General features: G+C 66.4%; 17 protein-coding genes. 5 read left to right on the top strand and 12 right to left on the bottom strand.

Annotated elements, in window-relative coordinates; genetic code table 11:
• Positions 1 to 10 precede the first annotated feature (10 nt).
• Genes ACFQPB_RS09375 through ACFQPB_RS09360 form a run of 4 tightly spaced genes read right to left on the bottom strand, consistent with a single transcriptional unit; the run spans position 11 to position 5,274 of the window.
• Complete coding sequence (locus tag ACFQPB_RS09375) at positions 11 to 499, bottom strand: NUDIX hydrolase (RefSeq protein ID WP_382222251.1); 489 nt, start codon at positions 497 to 499, stop codon at positions 11 to 13.
• On the bottom strand, positions 496 to 2,874 hold the full coding sequence (locus tag ACFQPB_RS09370) for a CHASE2 domain-containing protein (RefSeq protein ID WP_382222248.1): 2,379 nt from the start codon (positions 2,872 to 2,874) through the stop codon (positions 496 to 498). Before ACFQPB_RS09370 ends, ACFQPB_RS09375 begins: the two co-directional genes overlap by 4 nt.
• 8 nt (positions 2,875 to 2,882) lie before the next feature.
• Entirely contained in the window at positions 2,883 to 4,571 is a 1,689-nt protein-coding gene (locus ACFQPB_RS09365) for a FecR family protein (protein WP_382222246.1), read from the bottom strand.
• Complete coding sequence (locus ACFQPB_RS09360; RefSeq protein WP_382222243.1) at positions 4,534 to 5,274, bottom strand: response regulator transcription factor; 741 nt, start codon at positions 5,272 to 5,274, stop codon at positions 4,534 to 4,536. Before ACFQPB_RS09360 ends, ACFQPB_RS09365 begins: the two co-directional genes overlap by 38 nt.
• Before the next feature lie 344 nt (positions 5,275 to 5,618).
• On the opposite strand from ACFQPB_RS09360, the gene ACFQPB_RS09355 reads away from it, so the two are divergent.
• The 4 genes from ACFQPB_RS09355 to ACFQPB_RS09340 all read left to right on the top strand — a co-directional run bounded on the left by ACFQPB_RS09355 (position 5,619) and on the right by ACFQPB_RS09340 (position 11,453).
• The gene (locus ACFQPB_RS09355) at positions 5,619 to 7,256 is read left to right on the top strand and encodes a Re/Si-specific NAD(P)(+) transhydrogenase subunit alpha (RefSeq protein ID WP_382222240.1); all 1,638 of its coding nucleotides are present in this window, start codon (positions 5,619 to 5,621) and stop codon (positions 7,254 to 7,256) included.
• 16 nt (positions 7,257 to 7,272) lie between these two features.
• Positions 7,273 to 8,691 (top strand): Re/Si-specific NAD(P)(+) transhydrogenase subunit beta, encoded by a 1,419-nt coding sequence (gene pntB, locus ACFQPB_RS09350; RefSeq protein ID WP_382222238.1) that lies wholly within the window; start codon positions 7,273 to 7,275, stop codon positions 8,689 to 8,691.
• A 196-nt stretch (positions 8,692 to 8,887) separates the two neighbouring features.
• The gene (locus tag ACFQPB_RS09345; protein ID WP_382222236.1) at positions 8,888 to 10,576 is read left to right on the top strand and encodes a long-chain-fatty-acid--CoA ligase; all 1,689 of its coding nucleotides are present in this window, start codon (positions 8,888 to 8,890) and stop codon (positions 10,574 to 10,576) included.
• A 121-nt stretch (positions 10,577 to 10,697) separates the two neighbouring features.
• Positions 10,698 to 11,453 carry a 5'-methylthioadenosine/adenosylhomocysteine nucleosidase gene (locus ACFQPB_RS09340; RefSeq protein WP_382222234.1) on the top strand — a complete coding sequence of 252 codons (756 nt, stop codon included), beginning with the start codon at positions 10,698 to 10,700 and terminating at the stop codon, positions 11,451 to 11,453.
• A gap of 8 nt (positions 11,454 to 11,461) precedes the next feature.
• Here ACFQPB_RS09340 and ACFQPB_RS09335 read toward each other — a convergent pair whose 3' ends face one another.
• The 4 genes from ACFQPB_RS09335 to ACFQPB_RS09320 all read right to left on the bottom strand — a co-directional run bounded on the left by ACFQPB_RS09335 (position 11,462) and on the right by ACFQPB_RS09320 (position 16,005).
• The gene (locus ACFQPB_RS09335) at positions 11,462 to 12,163 is read right to left on the bottom strand and encodes a GntR family transcriptional regulator (RefSeq protein WP_382199512.1); all 702 of its coding nucleotides are present in this window, start codon (positions 12,161 to 12,163) and stop codon (positions 11,462 to 11,464) included.
• A 47-nt stretch (positions 12,164 to 12,210) separates the two neighbouring features.
• Positions 12,211 to 13,488: a C4-dicarboxylate transporter DctA gene (locus tag ACFQPB_RS09330; RefSeq protein ID WP_382222231.1), complete on the bottom strand. Its 1,278-nt coding sequence runs from the start codon at positions 13,486 to 13,488 to the stop codon at positions 12,211 to 12,213.
• A 133-nt stretch (positions 13,489 to 13,621) separates the two neighbouring features.
• Positions 13,622 to 14,764 carry an acyl-CoA dehydrogenase family protein gene (locus ACFQPB_RS09325; protein WP_382222228.1) on the bottom strand — a complete coding sequence of 381 codons (1,143 nt, stop codon included), beginning with the start codon at positions 14,762 to 14,764 and terminating at the stop codon, positions 13,622 to 13,624.
• A 29-nt stretch (positions 14,765 to 14,793) separates the two neighbouring features.
• Positions 14,794 to 16,005, bottom strand: a complete 1,212-nt coding sequence (locus ACFQPB_RS09320; protein ID WP_382222226.1) for a CaiB/BaiF CoA transferase family protein — start codon at positions 16,003 to 16,005, stop codon at positions 14,794 to 14,796.
• Between the two features lie 78 nt (positions 16,006 to 16,083).
• Here ACFQPB_RS09320 and ACFQPB_RS09315 point away from each other — a divergent pair, with 78 nt between their 5' ends.
• Positions 16,084 to 16,980, top strand: coding sequence for a LysR substrate-binding domain-containing protein (locus tag ACFQPB_RS09315; RefSeq protein ID WP_382222223.1), 897 nt, complete (start codon positions 16,084 to 16,086; stop codon positions 16,978 to 16,980).
• Between the two features lie 6 nt (positions 16,981 to 16,986).
• Here the strand turns inward: ACFQPB_RS09315 and hutG are convergent, their stop codons facing one another.
• From hutG to ACFQPB_RS09295, 4 genes are read right to left on the bottom strand one after another with little or no spacing between them, the layout of a single operon-like run.
• A complete protein-coding gene (gene hutG / locus ACFQPB_RS09310) occupies positions 16,987 to 17,814 on the bottom strand; it encodes an N-formylglutamate deformylase (RefSeq protein WP_382222221.1) in 828 nt (275 codons plus the stop codon).
• On the bottom strand, positions 17,811 to 19,208 hold the full coding sequence (locus tag ACFQPB_RS09305; protein ID WP_382222217.1) for a formimidoylglutamate deiminase: 1,398 nt from the start codon (positions 19,206 to 19,208) through the stop codon (positions 17,811 to 17,813). Before ACFQPB_RS09305 ends, hutG begins: the two co-directional genes overlap by 4 nt.
• A 34-nt stretch (positions 19,209 to 19,242) precedes the next feature.
• Positions 19,243 to 20,574, bottom strand: coding sequence for an imidazolonepropionase (gene hutI / locus ACFQPB_RS09300; RefSeq protein ID WP_382222215.1), 1,332 nt, complete (start codon positions 20,572 to 20,574; stop codon positions 19,243 to 19,245).
• The gene (locus tag ACFQPB_RS09295; protein ID WP_382222212.1) at positions 20,571 to 21,155 is read right to left on the bottom strand and encodes a HutD/Ves family protein; all 585 of its coding nucleotides are present in this window, start codon (positions 21,153 to 21,155) and stop codon (positions 20,571 to 20,573) included. The genes hutI and ACFQPB_RS09295 overlap by 4 nt, the downstream gene beginning before the upstream one ends.
• Positions 21,156 to 21,157: the final 2 nt, after the last annotated feature.

Genomic DNA, 21,157 nt, shown 5'->3' with positions numbered 1-21,157 from the left:
CCGCCCGCCTTCAGCGCCGGGCGTACACGGCCGATGGGTGGGTGTACACCAAGTCGAGTGGGTAGCGGCGCCCAGCGTGGTGGTCCAGCACACACTGCAGCAGCACCGGCGTGCGGTGGCGTGGCGCGCTGGCACGCACCTCGTCAAGTGTCATCCAGACCGTGCGCACGATGCCGCTGTCGAGTGCCCGTCCGGCTTCGAACGTGCCCAACTCGCCGCTGAAGGCCAGCCGCAGGTAGGTGATGCCTTGAGGCTGCGCGGGTGTGGCGGCTGCGTGGGTGAGGTACAGGCCCACCAGTGCCGTGGGCGTGAAGTGGTGGGCCGTTTCTTCCAGCGCCTCGCGCGCGCAACCATCTTCAGGCCGCTCGCCGGGGTCGAGGTGTCCGGCCGGGTTGTTCAGCCGCAAGCCGTCGGGGGTGTGTTCCTCCACCAGCAGGTAGCGGCGATCGCGTTCGATCACCGCCGCCACGGTGACGTGGGGTTTCCAGCGTTCTGTCATGCGCCCGGATTATCCGGGTCGTCTGCTGGCACGGGGTCGAGCCCGGCCTGAGGCAGCAACAAGGCAAAGCGGCAACCCTGGCCGGTGTCGCTGGTCAGGGTGACCTGGCCACCATGGCGCACGGCCACGGTTTTGACGAAGGGCAGTCCCAGGCCCGTGCCCTCCGTGCGAATGCCTTGCTGCACGCGGTAAAACGGCCGGAACAGGTGCACCTGCGCCTCGCGCGAGATGCCCGGACCTTCGTCCTGAATCCACACTTCCCAGAATGTGCCTTGGGCCTGGACGCCACAGCGCACGCGGGTGCCTTCGGGCGAATACTTGATGGCATTGCCCACCAGGTTGGCCAGCGCGCGCGCGAACAGCTCGCGGTCCACCAGGCTCTCCTTGAGGTCGTGTGGTCCGACGAACTCCAGTTTGATGCGCTTGGCCTGCGAGGGCTCCCAGGCGTCGTCCATGGCTTCACTGAGCAGGTCGTTGAGGTTGTACGCCTCCAGCTCGTAGTCGCGCGATTGCGCGCGCACCAGGTTGATGAAGTCATCCGACAAGGCGAGCGCCTTGCGCGCATGGCGCTCGATGCGGTCCTGGAACTGCGCCGGGCTCATGGCCTCGGGGTCTTGTCGCAGCAGATCCACCAAGGTCAGGATGGCCGACTGTGGCGAGCGCATGTCGTGGCTCAGAAAGTGCATCGCGTCATCGCGCTGGCGCTGTTCGGTGCGCATCCGGGTCACGTCCACCAGGCTCAGAATCCAGCCCGTGTGCACGCCGCTCGCGCTGAAGGACGGTGCCCATTTCACCAGCAGATCGCGCCCTCGGCGGTCGAGTGCTTCCAGCGACCCGGGCTCCAGCGTGGCGTGGCGCAGGTGGTCGGCGAGGTGGTGGGGCAGGCCCTCGCGGCTGACCAGGTCGTCGGTCAGGCGGTGCAGTGGGCGCCCGCTGAGGTCTTGTTCGTGGTGCGCGTTGAAATGGCGTGCGGCGGCGGCGTTGGCCAGGGCGATGTGCAGGTCGGTGTCGCACACCAGCGTCGCATCGGGCAAGCCGTTGAGGCTGTCGCTGACAAAGCGGTGCAGGTCGCGCAGCTGGTGGGTCACGCTGGTCAGGGCTTCGATGCGGCGGTCGAGGAAGTCGCCGCGCGATGACCGCCGGCGCGACGACAAGGGCAGACCGAGGCCGCTGTTTTGAAAGTGCCGGTACTCGGCCACCAGGTAGCGGGTGGCGGCATCCATGCGGCGCCAGCTCCACAACACGTAGGACATGGCCAGCCCAAGCGCACCGGCCACCGGCCCCAGTTGCACCTGCAGCCACAAACCGCTGACCACTGTGGCCATTGCCATCAAGGCCATCAGGCCGACGCACAGCAACAGCCCGGCCAGTGGCGAGGTGAACGCCAATGCGGACAGCGCCAGCAGCACCGGCAGGATGTTGAACAAGGTGTTGACCCAGGCGGGGGCTTGCACCAGGGTCAGGTTCTGCAACAACGCGTCCACCAGGTTGGCGGTGATTTCCACACCGGGCATGAGGCGCTGTGCGTCGGTGACCGGCGTGGCGTACAGGTCTCCGATGCCGGTGGCGGTGGCGCCCACCAGCACCAGCTTGCCGCGAAAGGTCTCGGGTGGTACCGTGCCGTCGAGCACGTCCACGTAGGCGTAACGCTGAAAGCTGCCGGGTGGCCCGGCAAAGGCGATGTTGATTGGGTGGCTGCGCTGCCACGCCAGCACCTGGCGCGACACGGGGTCGAGCGTGCTGGGCTCCACCGTGGGCGAGCCGGGCAGCGCCTTGTCAAGCGGCCAGTGGCCGCCGAGCCGCAACAGGTCCACACCAAAGTGGTTCCACCACAAGGGGTCTTGGCCTTCGCGCAGATAGACCTGTCGGGCCACGCCGTCTTCGTCCACCGGCAGGTGCACATGCCCGATGGCGGCCGCCTGTTTGGCAAACCCGATCAGCGGTTGCACCGCGACCGCCTGCCCGCCCATGTTCTGCATCATCATGGGCAACACGACCTTGCCACTGTGTTGCAGTGCCTGGGCGAGGTGGTGGTCGTTTTCGGGTTGCCGCGAATCGGACTCGGAGAGCAGCAGGTCCAGGCCAATGGCCGCCGGCTCGCCGGCGCTGATGCGTTCGATCAGCCCGGCATGCAAGGTGCGTGGCCATGGCCAACGGCCCAGCGTGGCGATGCTTTTGTCGTCTATGCCCACCAGCACCACCGGGCTTTGCGACACGTCGCGCGGCAACATGCGAACCAGCGCGTCCTGCAGCAGCCGGTCGGCGCGGGCCAGCAGACTGGTGTGCTGCAGGCCCACGATCACGAGCAACACGGCCGCTGTCATGAGCAGCCATTCGCCCCAGCGCACGTGGCGGTAAGACCGGCGCTCGGGCATGGAAGGGTTCAACGAGGCTGTTGCAGCGGGCTGTTGCCCGTGCCAATCGTGTTGTCACCACTCCTCACCGGCTGGTTATCCTCTGTGCGCAATCCGGTGTTGTTCGGTGTCACACGGTGCACGGCCGACAGCCGGCTGGTGCGGCCTTGCGCATCGCGGCTTTGCCAGCGCAGGTAAACGTCTTGCGCACCGGCGGGCAAGGCCACCTGGCTGCCGCTCAGCCAATCGTCGCTCAGCACGCGGGTGAAGCCGGCATCGGCGGCCAGTTGGACGCGGTAGCTCAACCCACGCCGAGGCGACCAGAAGGTGGTTTCGGCGTCCGTGCCGGCGGTTGACGCGTCTGCACTCACCACAAAAGCGCTCGGAAGACTGAACGGCCCTTGTCCGGCGGGGGTGCCGGCCGCCAGGCTGGCCACACGCCAGTGGTAGCTGCCTGGTGGCAACTGGGCCACATGCTCGCAACGGTCGGGCCGGGTGACGTCCACCAGTGGCTGCTTGAAAGACGTGTCGCTGGCGACCTGGATGCGGTAGCCAGCCACGTCGAGCAACTCCGTGCAACGCAGCGTCAGGCCGGAACCGCTGACGGTCGTGCCTGCGGCTGGCTGGCGGAACAGGGGCGCGGCCGGCGTGGCGTGCACCTGGAAATGGTGCTCGGCGGCTTGGCCCAACAGCCCCAGTGTGTCCAGGCCTTGAACGGTCAAGGTGTACTGGCCATCGTCCAGTGCTTGCCACAACACGGCGGGGTCGGTCACCCAAGCTTCGCGCAACACGGCACCCGGTGTGTCGGACCGCAGCACCCGCGCGCGGTAGGCCCGGGCTTGTGGCTGCGTTGGCAGGGCAAACGACACAAACTCGCCATCGTCCCAGGCGGTGGGCAGGGCCGACAGATCGGCTGCGGGCAACAGCGCGCCGCGTTGCAGGCCGCCTGTGGTGCCGACCCGCGCGCCGTCGCCGGCTGCCAGGGTGGTGGTCTGCCGGCGGTTGAGCAGGGACCGCACCGCGACCTTGCCAGAAGCGACTTCGCTGGTGGCCTCGTTGGGCGAGACCGACACGCCAAAACGCGTGCCACGGACGCTGGCCACCGCCATGGGGGTGTGAACGTCAAAACGGGTTTGTGGATGCTGCCGGGGCACCACGTCGCTTTCCACCCGTCCCGACAGCATGCGGATCACGGTGTGGCTTTGTTGTGTGCCGTCGTCACGGCGCAACCGCTCCAGCCGCGCGGTGGCGCCCGATGACAAGCCAAATGCCGATCCATCGGCGAGCTTCAGGCGCACAAAGGCCTTGTCGCGCACTTCGATCAGGGTGCCTTCCGGCACCGTGGTGCCGGTGCGCAGCGTGCCGACCTGCTGGCCGTCTGGCCCGGTGGCCAGCACCTCACCTTGCACAAACACCACCGATGCGTTGGCCACAGGCAAGGCCGCAGCACCCGCAGGAACCTTCAGCACCTGGCCGATGCGCAACTGGTGCGGGTTGGCCAGACGGTTGGCGTTTTGCAGCACACGCCACTGGGTGGCCTCACCGGTGTGTTGTTCGGCGATGGACCACAGCGTGTCACCGGCAACGACGCGATGTTGGGTGTCCGCCAGCGCGGGCCAGGCTGTGGCCACCAACAGCGTGGCCACAGCACCTTGGCAGGCGCTGCGTTTCAACCAGGCATCAGGCTTGCGACTGGGCAAGTTGGGCGTCGGCTTCATAGTCTTCGTTCCCTATCGATTCCAGCCGGTAGCCTTGGCCGTACACGGCGCTGAGGCGGTAGCCGTTTTCTGGCCGCAGGTTGAGCACGCTGCGGATGCGCGAAATGTGGGTGTCCAGCGAGCGCGACATCAGCTCGGTGCCCGGCGGGTTGGACGAGCCCCAGAGGCTTTCCAGCAAGTGGCGGCGCGACAACAGCCGGCCTTTGTTGCGGAACAGGAACAGGGCGATGTCGAATTCCTTCTGGGTCAGCGACACCGCCTTGCCGTCGATTTCCAGCCGGCGGCCGATGGGCATGAATTTGTAGCGGCCCCACACCTGTTCGGTGGGCAAGGGCTCGGCGTACACGCGGCGCAGCAGCGCCTGCACCCGCGCCACCAGCTCGCCCACGCGCATGGGCTTGATCATGAAATCGTCGGCGCCGCAGGACAGGCCTTCGACAATGTCACGCTCCTCACGGCGGTTGGTGAGAAACAGGATCGGGATGCGTTCCGTCAGGTTGTCCCGGATCCATTGGACAATTTCAGGCCCCGACATGTCGGGCAGGGACCAGTCCAGGACCAGCAGGTCATAGGACTCCCGTCGCAATTCCCGCAACAGGCTGTCTCCATCCTGAAAAACGTGGCAGTCGTGACCGACCGCCTGCAACGTGTATTTCGTCAACTCCAATTGGTCGACGTCATCGTCTAGTGCAGCGACTCGCATGTGATTTTCTCTCCCCTACCGTGCGCGATTGTGAATATTTTGTTCGCGCCGTGCCATAAATTTTAACGATATCACCTGTTTTTGTGTGAAAGGGCAGGGTGAACAATTGTCAATTCATGGTGCGCAATTTTGAACATTGACGGGCCGATGTGACCTCTGGCCAGTGAGGCCGAGCCAGTAAGTTAGCATTCAGGTTCAACTCTCCAACTGGAGGAGACACACGCTCATTGGCATATCGACCAAGGTGGAGCGCGAGGCCGCCGGCATGATCGGCGGTTTTCTGTTGGTGCTCGACCTTCCCGTTGCTTTCAATCGGCCTCCCCTTTTGTTTTGAGGATCTCTCTATGACTTCTGGCGCATCCACAGAGACAGCCGCAGCCGGCGCGGCCGCCACCGCCGTGCAACGCATTGGTGTGCCCCGCGAAATCTTTCCGGGGGAAAAACGGGTGGCCACCGTGCCCGATGTGGTGGCCAAGCTGATCAAGCTGGGCTTCCAGGTGGTGGTGCAGCGTGGCGCCGGTGATCTGGCCAACCTCAGCGATGACGACTACCGCGCGGCCGGTGCCAGCATCGTGCCCACGGAGGCAGACCTCTGGAACGGCAGCGACATCGTCTTCAAGGTCCGCCCGCCGACCTCTGACGAGGTGGCGCTGATGCACGCAGGGCAGACCCTGATCGGCTTTGTCTGGCCGGCCCAGAGCCCTGACCTGATGCAGCAGCTTGCCGCCAGCAAAGTGACGGTGCTGGCCATCGATGCGTTGCCGCGCACGCTCAGCCGCGCGCAGAAGATGGACGCGCTGACCTCGATGGCGGGCGTCAGTGGTTACCGCGCCGTGGTCGAGGCGGCCAACGCGTTCGGCCGTTTCTTCAATGGCCAGATCACCGCCGCCGGCAAGGTGCCGCCGGCCAAGGTGTTCATCGCAGGTGCCGGTGTGGCGGGGCTGGCCGCCATCGGTGCGGCCGCCAGCCTGGGCGCCATCGTGCGCGCCAACGACACCCGCGCCGAGGTGGCCGACCAGGTTGTTTCGCTGGGCGGTGAGTTCGTGAAGGTGGACTACGAGGAAGAAGGCTCGGGTGGTGGCGGCTACGCCAAGGTCATGAGCGAAGGCTTCCAGGCCGCGCAGCGCGAGATGTACGCAAAGCAGGCGCGTGAGGTGGACATCATCATCACCACCGCGCTCATTCCCGGCAAGCCGGCACCCAAGCTCATCACTGCCGAGATGGTGCAGAGCATGAAGCCGGGCAGTGTGATCGTGGACATGGCGGCCGAACAAGGCGGCAACTGCGAACTCACCGTGCCTGGCGAAGCGGTGGTGCGCCACGGCGTCACCATCGTCGGCTACACCGACCTGGCTTCGCGCATGGCGCTGCAATCGTCCACGCTGTACGCGACCAACCTGTTCCGCCTTAGCGAAGAACTGTGCAAGACCAAGGACGGCGTGATCAACGTCAACATGGCGGACGACGCCATCCGTGGCCTGACGGTGATCAAAGACGGGGAAATCACCTGGCCGGCGCCGCCAATGGCTGCCGCCCCCAAGCCGCCGGCCAAGCCCGCCGTGGCCGCGCCCAAGGCGCCGGCCCATGGCCATGGGCCCGGTGAACCGATGTCGGCCAAGAGCCTGGCCATGGTGTTTGGTTTGGGTGCCGTGTTGTTCGCGCTGGTGGGCATGTACGCGCCGGCCTCCTTTCTGTCGCACTTCACGGTCTTCGTGCTGGCGTGCTTCGTGGGCTACATGGTGGTGTGGAACGTCACACCTTCGCTGCACACGCCGCTGATGAGCGTGACCAACGCCATCAGCTCCATCATCGCCATTGGGGCCCTGGTGCAGGTGGCACCGCCACTGGACGCGGCCGGTGCCGCCGACAGGCCCAACACACTGATCCTGGGCTGCGCCGTGTTGGCGCTGGTGCTCACCGCGATCAACATGTTCGGCGGCTTTGCCGTCACCCGCCGCATGCTGGCGATGTTCCGCAAATAAGAAGAGGACCGATCCCATGACCTCCAGTCTGGCCACCATGGCCTACATCGGCGCCACCATCCTGTTCATCCTCAGCCTGGGCGGCCTGTCCAACCCCGAAACCGCCCGCCGCGGCAACCTGTTCGGCATGGTCGGCATGACCATCGCCGTGCTGGCCACCGTGCTCGGTCCGCGTGTGACCGCCGCTGGCATTCCCTACATCGTTGGCGCGCTGGTCGTCGGCGGGGCCATTGGTCTCTTCGCCGCCAAAAAGGTGCAGATGACACAAATGCCCGAGTTGGTCGCGCTCATGCACAGCCTGGTGGGCCTGGCGGCCTGTCTGGTGGGCTTTGCCAGCTATGTGGACACATCCACCGTGTTCGCCACCCCGGCCGAAAAAGCCATCCATGAGATGGAGATCTACGTCGGCATCCTGATCGGCGCGGTCACCTTCTCGGGCTCCATCATCGCCTTCGGCAAGCTCAGCGGGCGCATCGGTGGCAAGCCGCTGCTGCTGCCAGCGCGCCACTGGCTCAACCTGGCCGGCCTGTTGGTGGTCATCTGGTTTGGCCGAGCCTTCCTGCATGCCCACGACATCCAGGCCGGCATGATGCCGCTGCTGGTGATGACCGTGATCGCGCTGCTGTTCGGCATGCACATGGTGATGGCCATCGGTGGTGCCGACATGCCGGTGGTGGTGTCCATGCTCAACAGCTACTCGGGCTGGGCGGCGGCGGCCACCGGCTTCATGCTCAGCAACGATTTGCTGATCGTGGTGGGCGCGCTGGTGGGATCTTCGGGCGCGATCCTGAGCTACATCATGTGCCGCGCCATGAACCGCAACTTCATCAGCGTGATCGCCGGGGGCTTCGGTGGCGGTGCCCCCGCACCCAAGGCAGCCGCAGGCGCCGCAGCCGAGCCGCAGGGCGAGGTGACACCGGTCAGCGCGGTGGAAACGGCCGAGATGCTGCGCGAAGCCAAAAACGTGGTCATCGTGCCCGGCTACGGCATGGCCGTGGCCCAGGCCCAGCACACGGTGTTCGAAATCACCAAGCTGCTGCGCGAGAAGGGCGTGAACGTGCGCTTCGGCATCCACCCGGTGGCGGGTCGCATGCCCGGCCACATGAACGTTCTGTTGGCCGAGGCCAAGGTGCCCTACGACATCGTGCTGGAAATGGACGAGATCAACGAGGACTTCCCCGACACCGACGTGACCATGGTGATTGGCGCCAACGACATCGTGAACCCGGCCGCGCAGGACGACCCCACCAGCCCCATCGCCGGCATGCCGGTGCTTGAAGTGTGGAAGGCCCGCACCAGCATCGTGATGAAGCGCAGCATGGCCAGCGGCTACGCCGGCGTGGACAACCCGCTGTTCTACAAAGAGAACAACCGCATGCTGTTTGGCGATGCCAAGAAGATGCTGGACGAGGTGCTGGGGGCGTTGCGGGCCTGACCGGGCTCCGCCCGCTTTGGTCACGCAGGAGCCTTCGGGCTCCTTTTTTGTGCCGTTTTTAGACAGGCGTATCGGTTCGGCGTAGGGGAAAAACACGAAGCCTGACGTCCGACTGACGCGGCACAATGTGGCGAGTGGCTTGGCACAACACGGGTTGTGTCGCCTGTTTTTTTACATCAACTGATTCGGAGACTTCATGCCTTCCTCGACCCAAGAGCGCCCCTGGCTGTCGGCTTACCCCGAGGGGGTGCCTGCTGATGTGGATGTGGCGCAGTACGGCTCGCTGGTGGCGCTGATGGAGGAGAGCTTCCAGAAGTACGCCAGCCGCACGGCCTACCACTTCATGGGCAAGGACTTCAGCTATGCGCAGACCGACAGCCTGTCGGTGGCCTTCGGTGCTTACCTGCAGGGCCTGGGCCTGGTCAAGGGTGACCGTGTGGCCATCATGATGCCCAACGTGCCGCAATACCCTGTGGTGGTGGCGGCGGTGTTGCGTGCGGGTTTTGTGGTGGTGAACGTCAACCCGCTCTACACGCCGCGCGAGCTGGAACATCAGCTCAAGGACTCGGGCTCCAAAGCCATCGTCATCATCGAAAACTTCGCCAACACGCTGGAGCAGTGCATCGCCGCCACGCCGGTGAAACACGTGGTGCTTTGCGCCATGGGCGACATGCTGGGCTTGCTCAAGGGCGCCATCGTCAATTACGTGGTGCGCAACGTGAAGAAGATGGTGCCGGCTTTCAGCCTGCCCCAGGCGGTGCGCTTCAACGACGCGGTGGCCAAGGGCACACGTGGCACGCTCAAGCGGCCCGAGACCAAAGCCGACGATGTGGCTGTGCTGCAGTACACCGGCGGCACCACCGGCGTGAGCAAAGGCGCGGTGCTGCTGCACCGCAACGTCATCGCCAACGTGTTGCAGTCCGAAGCCTGGAACAGCCCGGTGATGACCAAGGTGCCTTCGGGCGAGCAGATCACCACCGTGTGCGCCCTGCCCCTGTACCACATCTTCGCCTTCACCGTCTGCATGATGCTGAGCATGCGCAACGGCGGCAAGGTGCTGCTCATCCCCAACCCGCGCGATCTCCCGGCCGTGCTCAAGGAGCTGTCCAAGCACACCTTCCACAGCTTCCCGGCGGTCAACACCTTGTTCAACGGCCTGGCCAACCACTCCGATTTCGGCACCGTCAACTGGAAGAACCTCAAGGTCTCGCTGGGCGGTGGCATGGCGGTGCAGGGCGCTGTGGCCAAGTTGTGGCTGGAGAAAACCGGCTGCCCCATTTGCGAGGGCTATGGCCTGTCGGAAACCAGCCCCTCGGCCAGTTGCAACCCGGTCACCAGCACCGACTTCACCGGCACCATCGGCGTGCCCATTCCCGGCACCTACATGAAGTGTCTGGACGACGAAGGGCACGACGTGCCCATGGGCCAACCCGGCGAGATCGCGATCAAGGGCCCGCAGGTCATGGCCGGCTACTGGCAACGCCCCGATGAAACCGCCAAGGTCATGACACCCGACGGTTTCTTCAAGACCGGCGACGTGGGCGTGATGGACGAGCGCGGTTATTTCAAAATCGTGGACCGCAAAAAGGACATGGTGCTGGTCAGCGGTTTCAACGTCTACCCCAACGAGGTGGAAGACGTGGTGGCCAAAATGGACGGCGTGCTCGAATGCGCCGTGGTGGGTGTGCCCGACGACAAATCGGGCGAGGCCGTCAAACTGGTCATTGTGAAAAAGAGCGATGCCCTGACCGAACAGATGGTGCGCGAGTTCTGCAAGGCCAACCTCACTGGCTACAAACAGCCCAAGGTGGTGGAGTTCCGCACCGAACTGCCCAAGACGCCGGTGGGCAAGATCCTGCGCCGCGAATTGCGCGACAAGAAGTGATGTGGCGCTTGCGCTGAGTCAAACAACCGCCCGCGTGGCGGTTGTGCATTTCAGCGCTTCCATCGCACAATGCCAGCGCCACGGCTTTCACCGGGGCGCTGTTTTTTTGTGAGGCACCGCCATGGGACAACACATTGCCATCGTCAGCGCGCTGCACGCCGAACTGGCCGAAGTGCTCACGCTCATGCCCGACGAACACAAGCGCACCGTGGGTGGGCGCACCTTCTGGAGCGGGCACCTGCACGGCCACGAGGTGGTGGCCACACTCAGCGGCATGGGCAAGGTGGCGGCGGCGGCCACCACCACCTTGTTGATCGACCACTTCAAAGCCGAGCAGGTGATCTTCACCGGGGTGGCCGGCGGCCTGGCTCTGGGCGTGGAGGTGGGCGACGTGGTGGTGGGCAACGGTTTTGTGCAACACGACATGGATGTGTCGCCGCTGTTTCCGCGTTTTGAGCTGCCGGGCCAAGGCATCACCCGCCTGCCGGCCGACGGTGTGCTCACCCAGGTGCTCAAAGAGGCGGCCGAAGACGCCGTGACCTGGTTGCCCAAGCTGCTGGATGCGACCACGCTGGCCAGCCTCGGTCTGCACCGGCCTTCGGTGCACCAGGGGCTGATCGTCAGCGGGGACCGTTTTGTGTCGAGCAACACCGAGTGCGAGGCGCTGCGCGCCGCCCTGCCCGAGGCCCTGGCGGTGGACATGGAGAGCGCCGCCGTGGCCCAGGTGTGCCGCGATTTTGGCGTCGGCTTTGGGGCGGTGCGCACCATCTCCGACCGGGCCGACAACGAGGCCCATGTCGATTTCCCGAGGTTTCTGGAGCAGGTCGCGCGGCACTACAGCGCACGCATCATCCGCAAGGCGCTCAACCTGCTCTGACGACGGGGTCAGCGCTTTTTGTGCGCGGCAGAGACAGGCGTCAGAGCCTGGCGCAGCCGGTCTTCGCGCGCCGGCACCTCGGCGCTCAACGCATCTTCCACGTGGCCGATGTGGGCCAGCATGCGCGCACGTGCCAAGGGCAGGTCGCCGGCCTCCAGCGCCTCGACGATGGCAGCGTGTTCGTCACATGACTGACGCGCATCGTGTGTGGACTGGTAGAGCGTGGCCGCCAGCGTGGTGCGGGCGGTGAGATCGCGCAGCACATCGCACAACAAGCGGTGGCCGAGGTTTTCGGCCAGGCACACGTGGAAATCCGCCAGCAAAAAGGCGCGCGTGGCGGCATTGGTGCCTTGTATGGCCTGACGCTCCTGGTCGATGTGTCGGCGCAGGGCCAGCGCCACCGATTGGAGCGAACGGCCTTCCTCCGGCACCACATCCGGCTGGCTCAGGATGCCCGACTCCACGATGCGCCGCGCGGCAAAGGCGTCCCGAGCTTCTGCCACCGAAGGTTCGACCACGTACCACCCACGGCGAGGCCTCACCTCCACAAAACCCCTGGCCTGCAATTGCATCAACGCTTCGCGCACCATGGTGCGGCTGACTTGAAACAGGTCAGCCAACTCCTGTTCGCCCAAACGCGCACCCGGTGCGAGCTGCTGGGCCAAGATTGATTCAACAACGCGTTGGGCGATTTCGTTCTGGGTGGTCATGACCATCGAACTGTACGCGCAGCGCCTTGCTGCATCTTGACCGGGCCTCAATCCAGCACGGGCGGTTGGCGGCCATCCAGCACCGCGTGCGCCGTGTCGCGGTCGATGTCACCTTCCCAAGCCGCCACCACCACCGTGGCCACGCAGTTGCCGATCAGGTTGCCCAGGGCGCGGGCGATGCCCATGAACCAGTCGATGGACAGCACCAGCACCAGGCCGATGGCCGGGATGGCGGGAATCGCCTGCAGCGTGGCCGCCAGCACCACGATGGCCGAACCCGGCACGCCGTGCGCGCCCTTGGAGGTGACCAGCGAGATGGCCAGGATGGTCATCAGGTCGGTCATGGAAATGGGCGTGTTGGTGGCCTGCGCAATGAAGACCGCCGCCAGCGTGATGTAGATGGAGAAGGCATCGAGGTTGAAGGAGTAGCCGGTGGGGATCACCAGGCCCACGGTCGAGTCCTTGATGCCCATGCCACGCAGCTTGGCCATGATCTGCGGCAGCACGCTGTCCGACGAGGTGGTGGCAAACACCACCGCCAACTCTTCACGCAGGTAGCGCAGCAGCTTGAATATGCTGAAGCCGGCCAGGCGCATGATCAGGCCCAGGATGCCAAAGACGAAGACGATCACCGCCGCGTAGAACAGCACCACCAACATGCCCAGCTGCTTGAGTGAGCCCAGGCCGTATTTGCCCACGGTGAAGGCAATGGCACCCAGCACACCCAGCGGTGCCAGCTTGATGATGATGCCCATGATCTTGAACAGCACGTGCGAGAGCGTGTCGATGAAGTTGGCGACCGGTGCACCGCGCTCGCCCAGCATGGCCAACGCCACGCCGAACAGCACCGCAAACAACAGCACCTGCAACACGTCGCCGTTGGCAAAGGCGGCCACCACGGTGGTGGGGATGAGCTTCATCAGGAACTCCACCGTGCCGCCACTGGTGAGCTTGTCGGCGTTGCTGGCGTAGGCGCTCATGGCCTTGGCGTCCAGCGCGTTGGGGTCCACGTTCATGCCCACACCGGGCTGGAACCAGAAGGCCAACACCAGGCCCAGCACCAGGGCGATGGTGGTGACCACCTCAAAGTAGATCAGCGCCTTCACGCCAACACGTCCCACGCGCTTGAGGTCGCCCGCGCCAGCGATGCCATGCACCACCACGCAGAACACCAGCACCGGGATGATCATCTTGATGAGCTTGATGAAGCCGTCGCCCAGGGGCTTGAGCTTGATGGCGAATTCGGGCATCGCAAAACCCAAGGCGACACCCAGCAGCAGGGCCAGCAGGACCTGCCCAAACAAGGACTTAAAAAACTTCGGCATGGTGATTCCTCACTCCATTTCAGACATACAAAACTTGTATGCAAGAATGTAGGCAAGAAAGCGCGCCGATTGTTAAGGGCTTTCCCTAGGTGCGGCCAACCGTTGGTCGGCCGCATGGATGGGCTCTGTGGGTTCAGTGTTGCAGCACCCCACGCGCGATCACCGTGCGCTGGATCTCCGATGAACCTTCGTAGATGCGCATGATGCGGGCGTCGCGCACATAACGTTCCAGCGGCAGCTCGCGGGTGAAGCCATAGCCGCCGTGGATTTGCAGCGCTTCGTCGGTGATGAAAGCCGCCGCCTCGGAGGCGTAGAGCTTGCACATGGACGACTCCATCGAGTACGGCACCCCCGCCTGCCGCTTGGCGCAGGCCTGCAGCGTCAGCAGCCAGGCGGCTTCCAGCCGGGTTTTCATGTCGGCCAGCTTCCATTGGATGCCTTGTTTGGCGGCCAGCGGCTCGCCACCCACCTGGCGCTGGCGGGCCCAGTCCACGGCGGCGGCCAGCGCGGCCTCGCCGAGGCCCAGGCAGTTGGCGGCCACGTCCATGCGGCTGTTGTCCAGCACCTTCATGGCGGTGCGAAAGCCCGTGCCCTCATCGCCCAGGCGTTGTGTGGCCGGCACGCGGCAGTCCAGCGCCACCTCGAAGGCATGGCCGCCGCGTATGCCCATGAGCTTTTCGGGCGCGGAGATTTGCAGCCCGGGTGTGCCCTTGTCCACCACAAACGCGCTGATGCCCCGGTGTCCGGCTGCCGGGTCGGTCTTGGCATAGACGACGATGAAATCGGCCTCGCCCGCATTGGAGATGAAGTGTTTGGTGCCGCTGAGGTGGTAGTGGTCCCCCTCGCGCACCGCGCGCGTGGCCATGTCGGCGGGGTTGGAGCCAGCGCGCGGTTCCGTCAATGCAAAGGCACCCAGCTTGGCGCCACTTGCTGCGTCGGGCAGGTAGCGCTCGCGCAGCGCATCGTCGCCACCGATGAGGAGGGAGTCGGTGGCCAGGTAGTGCGCGCCGATCATGGACGCGGTGGCAGTACACGCCTGGGCGATGGCCGCCAGCGACAGCACCAGCGCGCTGGGCGTGGCGCCAGGGCCGCCCCAGCGCTCGGGCAGGTTCATGCCCATCACGCCCAGTTCGGCGAGCGCGGGCACGTAGCGCACGGTGGACAAGGCGGATTCATCCACCTCGTGCGCGTGAGGGGCCAGCTCGGCCTGGGCAAAGCGGGTGATGGCGTCGGCCAGGGCCTGGTCGTCGGGGTGGATGCCAAATCGGGGGGTCATGGGGTGCTCCAAAAAACAAATCAATGCCGTCAATGCCCGAAGGCGCCCAGCGCGCGCAGCTCGGCCACCTTGTCGGCGGCGAGGCCCAGCACACGTTGCAAAGTCACGTCGGTGTGTTCGCCAAGACGGGGGGCGCGTTGCACCGGCGCACGTTCGTAGGCCGAGAACTGCAGCGGTTGCGAGGGCAGGCGCAGGCCGGGCAGTTGCGGGTCGTCCACCGCCTGCAACACGCCACGGTGCTGGCTTTGGGGTGAGTTCAAGGCCTGCTCCACGTTCCAGATGGGCGCGGTGGGCACGGCGGCCGCTTCCAGGTGCGAGACGACCTGATCCACCGTCAACGCATCCGACCAGGCCTCGATGGCGGCCCGCAACGCGGGTTCGTTCAACGAGCGCAGCTCATCGGTGGCAAAACGGGGGTCGGTGGCAAGTGCCGGCTGGCCGATGACGGCACACAACTGCGCGAACAGCTTGTTGTTGAGCACGGCCAGCACGTAGTGGCCATCGGCCGCGGCGTACACGCCAAAGGGTGCCGAGAGCGGGTGGCGGTTGCCCACCCGCACCGGGTTGCGGCCGGTGAACAGGAAACGCGACACCGAGGTGGCGGTGAAGGCCAGCGTCGCGTCCAGCATGGCCACGTCCACGTGGGTGCCCTGGCCGTTGCGTTCGCGCCCCAGCAGCGCGGCCAGCACGCCCCAGCTGGCGAACAGACCGCTCACCACGTCCGACACCGCTTCGCCCACCAGCGTGGGCGGCCCGTCGGGCGAGCCCGTGGCTTCCATCAGCCCGCTCATGGCCTGCAGCACGATGTCGTAGGCCGGGCGGTGGGCGGCTGGCCCAGTTTGGCCGAAGCCGGAAATGCTGGCGTACACCACACGCGGGTTGCTGGCCTGGACCGCTGCGTAGCCGATGCCCAGCTTGTCGGCCACGCCGGGGCGGAAGTTCTCCACCACCACGTCGGCCGTGGCACACAGCTCGCGCGCCAACGCCTGGGCGTCGGGCAACTTGAGGTCCAGCACCACGCTGTGTTTGTTGCGGTTCATCACGTTGAACAAGGCGCTTTCGCCGTTGCGCATGGGGCCAATGGCGCGGTAGTCGTCGCCTTGTGGCGGCTCCACCTTGATGACTTCGGCACCCAGGTCGGCCAACAGGGCGGTGCAGAAAGGGCCGGACAACACGCGGGTGAAGTCCACGATGCGCAAGCCCGCGAGTGGGCCAGTGGGAAGGGGGTGTTCAGCAGACATGCAGCCATGCTAGGGCGATGGCTGCATCAAGGAAAATACAGAGTTTTGAATCATTGCATCAACAAAACAGATTCAACCATGCTCCACGTCTCCCTGCGCCAACTCAGCTACTTTGTGGCCGCGGCCCGCCATGGCAGCACCTTGCAGGCGGCGTTGGCCCTGCACGTCTCGCAGCCGTCCATTTCGCACGCCATCGCCACCTTGGAAGCGCACTGGGGTGAAAAACTGTTCCACCGCATCCACGCGCAGGGGCTGGAGCTGACCACGGCAGGCGCGCGCCGCAGCGCCCTGGCGCAAGCCCTGCTGACGCAGGCGGAGGCGCTGGACGCACCTGCTGGGCAGGGCGTGTCGGGCAGTTTGTGTGTGGCCGGCCTGTCCACGCTGGCCCCCATGCACCTGCCAGCCCTCATGCGGCGCTTCAGTCAAAGGTTTCCCCAGGTCGAGCTGCGCTTGGGCGAGGGCGACACCGAAACCCTGCTGGCGCGGCTGGAGCGCGGCACCCTGGACCTGGCCCTGCTGTACGACATGGGCCTGCAGCGCGCGGTGGCGTTGCACGAGGTGGGCGCGCAGGCGCCTTACGTGCTGATGCCGGTGGGCCACGCGCTGGCCAAGCGCGCCTCGGTGGCCTTGCGCGAACTGGCCGATGAACCCCTGGTGCTGATCGATCTGCCTCACAGCCGGCAGTATTTCCTGTCGCTGCTGGCGCATGCCGGGGTGCGGCCGCAGGTGGTGATGGAGAGCGGGTCGCTGGAGATGGTGCGCGCGCTGGTGGCGCACGGGCATGGGATTTCTTTGCTGACCACACGGCCCAGCCGCGATGTCAGCTACGACGGCCGGCGCCTGGTGTGCAAACCGCTGTCAGGCAAGGTGCCGCCGCAGCGGCTGGTGTTGGCCGCCGCCGCTTCGGTGCCGCTCAGTCCTGCCGCAGAAGCCTTTGTGCAGGTGGCGCGTGAGCACCTGGCGGCGGCGGGCTGAGAGGCGTCAGCGGCGTTCCACAAACGCCAGCACGGCATCCAACATGCGGCGCACCGTGGGCTGGATGCCCGCCGCCACGTCGGGTAGATAGTCAAAAGGCTGGCGCTCCATCATGTAGGACGCCTGCGTCATCTCCAGCTGCACCGCATGGATGCCCTGTGCCGGCTTGCCGTGCTGGCGGGTGATGTGGCCGCCTTTGAAGCGACCGTTGAGCACGGCGGTGTAGCCGGTGGCCTCGCGGCCGATGGTCAGCAACTGCGCGGCCAGCGCGGGGTCGCAACTGGCGCCGTCGGCCGTGCCCAGGTTGAGGTCGGGCAGACGGCCTTCAAAAAAGCGCGGCAGCACCGAGCGGATGGAGTGCGCGTCCCACAGCGCCGCCACACCGTGTTGGGCTTTCAGGCGCGCCAGCTCTTCGGCGAGCTTCGCGTGGTAGGGGTGCCAGATGGCGTCGCGGCGCGCGGCGATTTCCGCTTCGGTCGGATGATCTGCCGGGTCGCGGTACAGCGGCGTGTCGTCGAAGGTATCCACCGGGCACAGGCCGGTCACGCTCTGGCCGGGGTAGAGGCTGGCGCCATCGGGCGGGCGGTTGAGGTCGATCACGTACCGCGAGTGTGTGGCCACCAGCACCGAGGCGCCCAGCGCATCAGCAAAGTCGTACAGGCGCTCCAGGTGCCAGTCGGTGTCGGGCACACCCTGGGCCTCGTCGGTCAGGCGCGCGGCCAGGGCGGGCGGCACATGCGTGCCCACGTGGGGCATGGAAATGAGCAGCGGGCGCGAGCCCTGGCGGAAGTGGAACGGCGGCTCGGTGGTGTTGAAGCGAACGGCAGGGCTCATGCTTGGGTGTTCTCCAGCAGTTGGCGGCGCGCGGTGTTGAAAGCGGCGCGCGCGGAATGGTTCAAGGCATGCCGGCCCGCCGACACCCGCGCTTGCCCACCCACCCACACCTCGGCGATGGCCGACTGGCGGTGGCTGGCAAACACGTGAGCCGACAACATGGCATCGGCCGTGGGCAGGCCTTGCAGCAAGGGGTGCTCGGCGTCCAACACCACCAGGTCGGCTTGTTGGCCCACGGCCAGGCCGGCCACGGCGCGGCCGCTGGCCTGGGCGCCACCGGCCACGGCATCAAGTGTCATGGCGGTGGCCACATAGGCGTGGCGGTCGCCCGCCAGCACATTGCGCTGGCGGGTGGCCAGGCGCTGGCTGTATTCGAGCATGAGCAGCTCTTCGGCTGCGTTCACGGTGGCGTGGCTGTCCGAGCCCACGCCCCAGTGGCCACGGCCCGCACGCCACTGCGCCATGTCAAAGATGCCGTCGCCCAGGTTGGCTTCGGTGGTGGGGCACAGGCCGGCCACGGCGCCAGTTTGCGCGGCGCGGCGGTATTCGTCGGCGTCCATGTGGGTGGCGTGCACCAGGCACCAGCGCGCATCCACGGGTGCGTGGTTCAGCAGCCACTGCACCGGGCGCTGACCGCTCCAGGCCAGGCAGGCGTCCACCTCGCCGGTCTGTTCGGCGATGTGGATGTGGATGGGGGCGGTGGCGTCGAGCGCCGTCAAACCGTCAACGGCTTCGCGCAGCGCCTCGGGCGGCACGGCGCGCAGCGAATGGGGCGCGAGGCCCAGGCGTGCGCCTTGGGCGTCGCACAGCGGCTTGAGCGCTTGCAGCAGCGCCAGCATGTTGTCGGTGTGGCGGATGAAGCGGCGTTGGCCGGCGCTGGGCGGCGTGCCACCAAAGCCACTGGTTTGGTACAGCACCGGCAGCAGGGTGAGGCCGATGCCGGCGTTTTGCGCGGCGCGCAGCAGGCACAGCGAGAGCTCGCGGTCGTCGGCGTAGGGCCGACCATCGGCTGCGTGGTGCACGTAGTGGAACTCGCACACGCTGGTGTAGCCGGCTTCCAGCATCTCCACGTACAGGCCGGTGGCGATGGCGGTGAGCTGCTCGGGCGTGATGGCGCCGGCAAAGCGGTACATCAGCTCGCGCCAACTCCAGAAGCTGTCTTGCGCGGCGCCACGGTATTCGGTGAGGCCCCCCATGGCGCGCTGAAAAGCGTGCGAGTGCAGGTTGGGCAAACCGGGCAGCACGGGGCCTGCGGCACGCTGTGTGCCTGCGGGCGCGGATGCGTTGGGCGTGACCGCGCTGAGCTGGCCGGCGGCATTCCATTGCAGCAGCACATCGCGCGCCCAGCCGGTGGGCAACAGCGCGTGTTCTGCAAACAGGGTGTGGGGTGTCATGCTGTTCAAGTGGTTCTTGACGGGATTCGTCGCGCTACGTGCCCGAACCGGGGGCTCCGCCGGGCTGGCTTGGCCAGACGGCTGGAGCCGCCCCCTGGGGGGTGACGCGAAGCGGCGCGGGGGGGTAGATGGCTGATGCGATGCGGCCTTGGCGCACCACGGTGGGTTGGGGGTGTTGGCCCAGCCAGTAGGCCAGCTCGGCCACCTCGCCCAGGGGCCATAGCACGAAGTTGGCGGGCTGATCCACGGCGATCTGGCCGTGGCTGTGTTGCAGACCCAGCGCGCGCGCCGCATGGCGGGTGACGCCGGCCACGGCTTCGGGCACGGTCAGACGAAACAGCGTGCAGGCCATGTTGAGCATGAGCAGCAGGCTCAAAGTGGGCGAGGTGCCCGGGTTGTGGTCGGTGGACACGGCCATGGGCACACCGGCGGCGCGCAGCGCGGCAATCGGCGGCAGGTGGGTGTCGCGCAAAAAGTAGTAGGCCCCGGGCAGCAGCACGGCCACCGTGCCGGCCAACTTCATGGCGGCGATGCCCGCGTCGCTCAGGTGTTCGATGTGGTCGCACGACAGCGCACCGTAACGCGCGGCAAGTGCCGAGCCACCCATGTCCGACAGCTGTTCGGCGTGCAGCTTGACCGGCAGGTTCAAGCGTTGCGCGGCACGGAAGACCTGCTCGGTCTCGGCCAGCGAAAAACCGATGGTCTCGCAGAACACGTCCACCGCATCCACCAGCCCCTCAGCCGCCAGGGCCGGCATCATCTCGTGGCAGACCGTGTCGATGTAGGCCTGGCTGCGGCCCACGTATTCCGGCGGCAGGGCGTGGGCGCCCAGGAATGTGGTGCGTACCGTGACGCCAAAGTGTTCGCCCAGGCGGCGCGCCACGCGCAGTTGGGCGCGCTCGTGTTCGAGCGACAGGCCGTAGCCCGACTTGATCTCGATGGCGCACACGCCCTCGTTCAGCAGGGCTTGCAAGCGCGGCGCGGCCAAGGCAAACAGTTCGTCTTCGCTGGCAGCCCGCGTGGCGCGCACGCTGGAAACGATGCCACCGCCCGCGCGCGCCACCTCTTCGTAGCTGGCGCCGGCCAGGCGCATGGCGAACTCGTTGGCGCGCTGGCCGCCGTAGACCAGGTGGGTGTGGCAGTCGATCAGGCCGGGCGTGACCAGGGCATGGCGTCCGTTGTGCTGCGGCGCGCGAGCGTGTTCAGCAGGCAGGGCGCTGCGCTCACCCACCCACACGATGTGCCCGTGCTGCACCACGATGGCGGCATCGTCCACGGCGGCCGAAGCTTCACCGAGGGCTTCGGGAGCGAGTCGCAGATCGGTCCACACGCCGTCGGCGCTGGGCAGATGGGCAAAAGGGGTCATGGTGTCGCGGGGTGGATGGCCACGGCCAGCAGGGCCGCGTCGGGTTCGGGGCAGGACAACGGCCAGGTCAGCGCTTCATCGCTCCACCACAGGCCCTCGCCCGGTGCCAGGGTGTGTTCGCCGGCCGACCAGGTGCCGCGCACCGCCATCAACAGGCCGGCTGCCGCTGCGGTGGTGGTGTCGCCACGGCACACCCACACGCCGGCACGGCAGGCGGCGCGGCGGGTCATGACGTTGAAGTCGTGGCAGTCGCCGTCCAGCAGCGTGCCCATCACCGGCGCCTCGCCCGCGAAGGCAAAGGGCACCAGCGGGGTGTTCAGCGCGTGGTCGAATGTGAGGTCGGGGGCGCCATCGGTGCTGTGCAGGCGCACGCCCGCGCCTTCCAGCAGGGTGATGATGCGATCGACACCTGCGAAGGGCGAGAACGGCCCATCGCTGGCGATGTGGGCGATGCTCACCCGCCAGTCGAAGGCGTCCATGCCCGCGCCGGGCGGCTGGCACACGATCTCGCGTGTAACGCCACCGCCGTTTTTCCACGGCGTGGCGGGCAGGGTGGATCGATCGAAGCGGTGGATGACCATGT

Source organism: Hydrogenophaga atypica (assembly GCF_042665215.1).
Lineage (GTDB): Bacteria > Pseudomonadota > Gammaproteobacteria > Burkholderiales > Burkholderiaceae_C > Hydrogenophaga > Hydrogenophaga defluvii_A.
The sequence above is the reverse complement of the archived record's forward strand: the minus strand, read 5'-3'. Positions and strand labels throughout refer to the sequence as shown.

Coding starts and splice junctions, on each gene's coding strand:
- ACFQPB_RS09330 (WP_382222231.1), bottom strand. CDS start 13,488: ATGCCGAAGTTTTTTAAGTCCTTGTTTGGGCAGGTCCTGCTGGCCCTG.
- ACFQPB_RS09365 (WP_382222246.1), bottom strand. CDS start 4,571: ATGAAGCCGACGCCCAACTTGCCCAGTCGCAAGCCTGATGCCTGGTTG.
- ACFQPB_RS09345 (WP_382222236.1), top strand. CDS start 8,888: ATGCCTTCCTCGACCCAAGAGCGCCCCTGGCTGTCGGCTTACCCCGAG.
- ACFQPB_RS09375 (WP_382222251.1), bottom strand. CDS start 499: ATGACAGAACGCTGGAAACCCCACGTCACCGTGGCGGCGGTGATCGAA.
- ACFQPB_RS09305 (WP_382222217.1), bottom strand. CDS start 19,208: ATGACACCCCACACCCTGTTTGCAGAACACGCGCTGTTGCCCACCGGC.
- pntB (WP_382222238.1), top strand. CDS start 7,273: ATGACCTCCAGTCTGGCCACCATGGCCTACATCGGCGCCACCATCCTG.
- hutG (WP_382222221.1), bottom strand. CDS start 17,814: ATGAGCCCTGCCGTTCGCTTCAACACCACCGAGCCGCCGTTCCACTTC.
- ACFQPB_RS09355 (WP_382222240.1), top strand. CDS start 5,619: ATGACTTCTGGCGCATCCACAGAGACAGCCGCAGCCGGCGCGGCCGCC.
- ACFQPB_RS09370 (WP_382222248.1), bottom strand. CDS start 2,874: ATGCCCGAGCGCCGGTCTTACCGCCACGTGCGCTGGGGCGAATGGCTG.
- ACFQPB_RS09325 (WP_382222228.1), bottom strand. CDS start 14,764: ATGACCCCCCGATTTGGCATCCACCCCGACGACCAGGCCCTGGCCGAC.
- ACFQPB_RS09315 (WP_382222223.1), top strand. CDS start 16,084: ATGCTCCACGTCTCCCTGCGCCAACTCAGCTACTTTGTGGCCGCGGCC.
- ACFQPB_RS09295 (WP_382222212.1), bottom strand. CDS start 21,155: ATGGTCATCCACCGCTTCGATCGATCCACCCTGCCCGCCACGCCGTGG.
- ACFQPB_RS09320 (WP_382222226.1), bottom strand. CDS start 16,005: ATGTCTGCTGAACACCCCCTTCCCACTGGCCCACTCGCGGGCTTGCGC.
- ACFQPB_RS09335 (WP_382199512.1), bottom strand. CDS start 12,163: ATGACCACCCAGAACGAAATCGCCCAACGCGTTGTTGAATCAATCTTG.
- ACFQPB_RS09360 (WP_382222243.1), bottom strand. CDS start 5,274: ATGCGAGTCGCTGCACTAGACGATGACGTCGACCAATTGGAGTTGACG.
- ACFQPB_RS09340 (WP_382222234.1), top strand. CDS start 10,698: ATGGGACAACACATTGCCATCGTCAGCGCGCTGCACGCCGAACTGGCC.
- hutI (WP_382222215.1), bottom strand. CDS start 20,574: ATGACCCCTTTTGCCCATCTGCCCAGCGCCGACGGCGTGTGGACCGAT.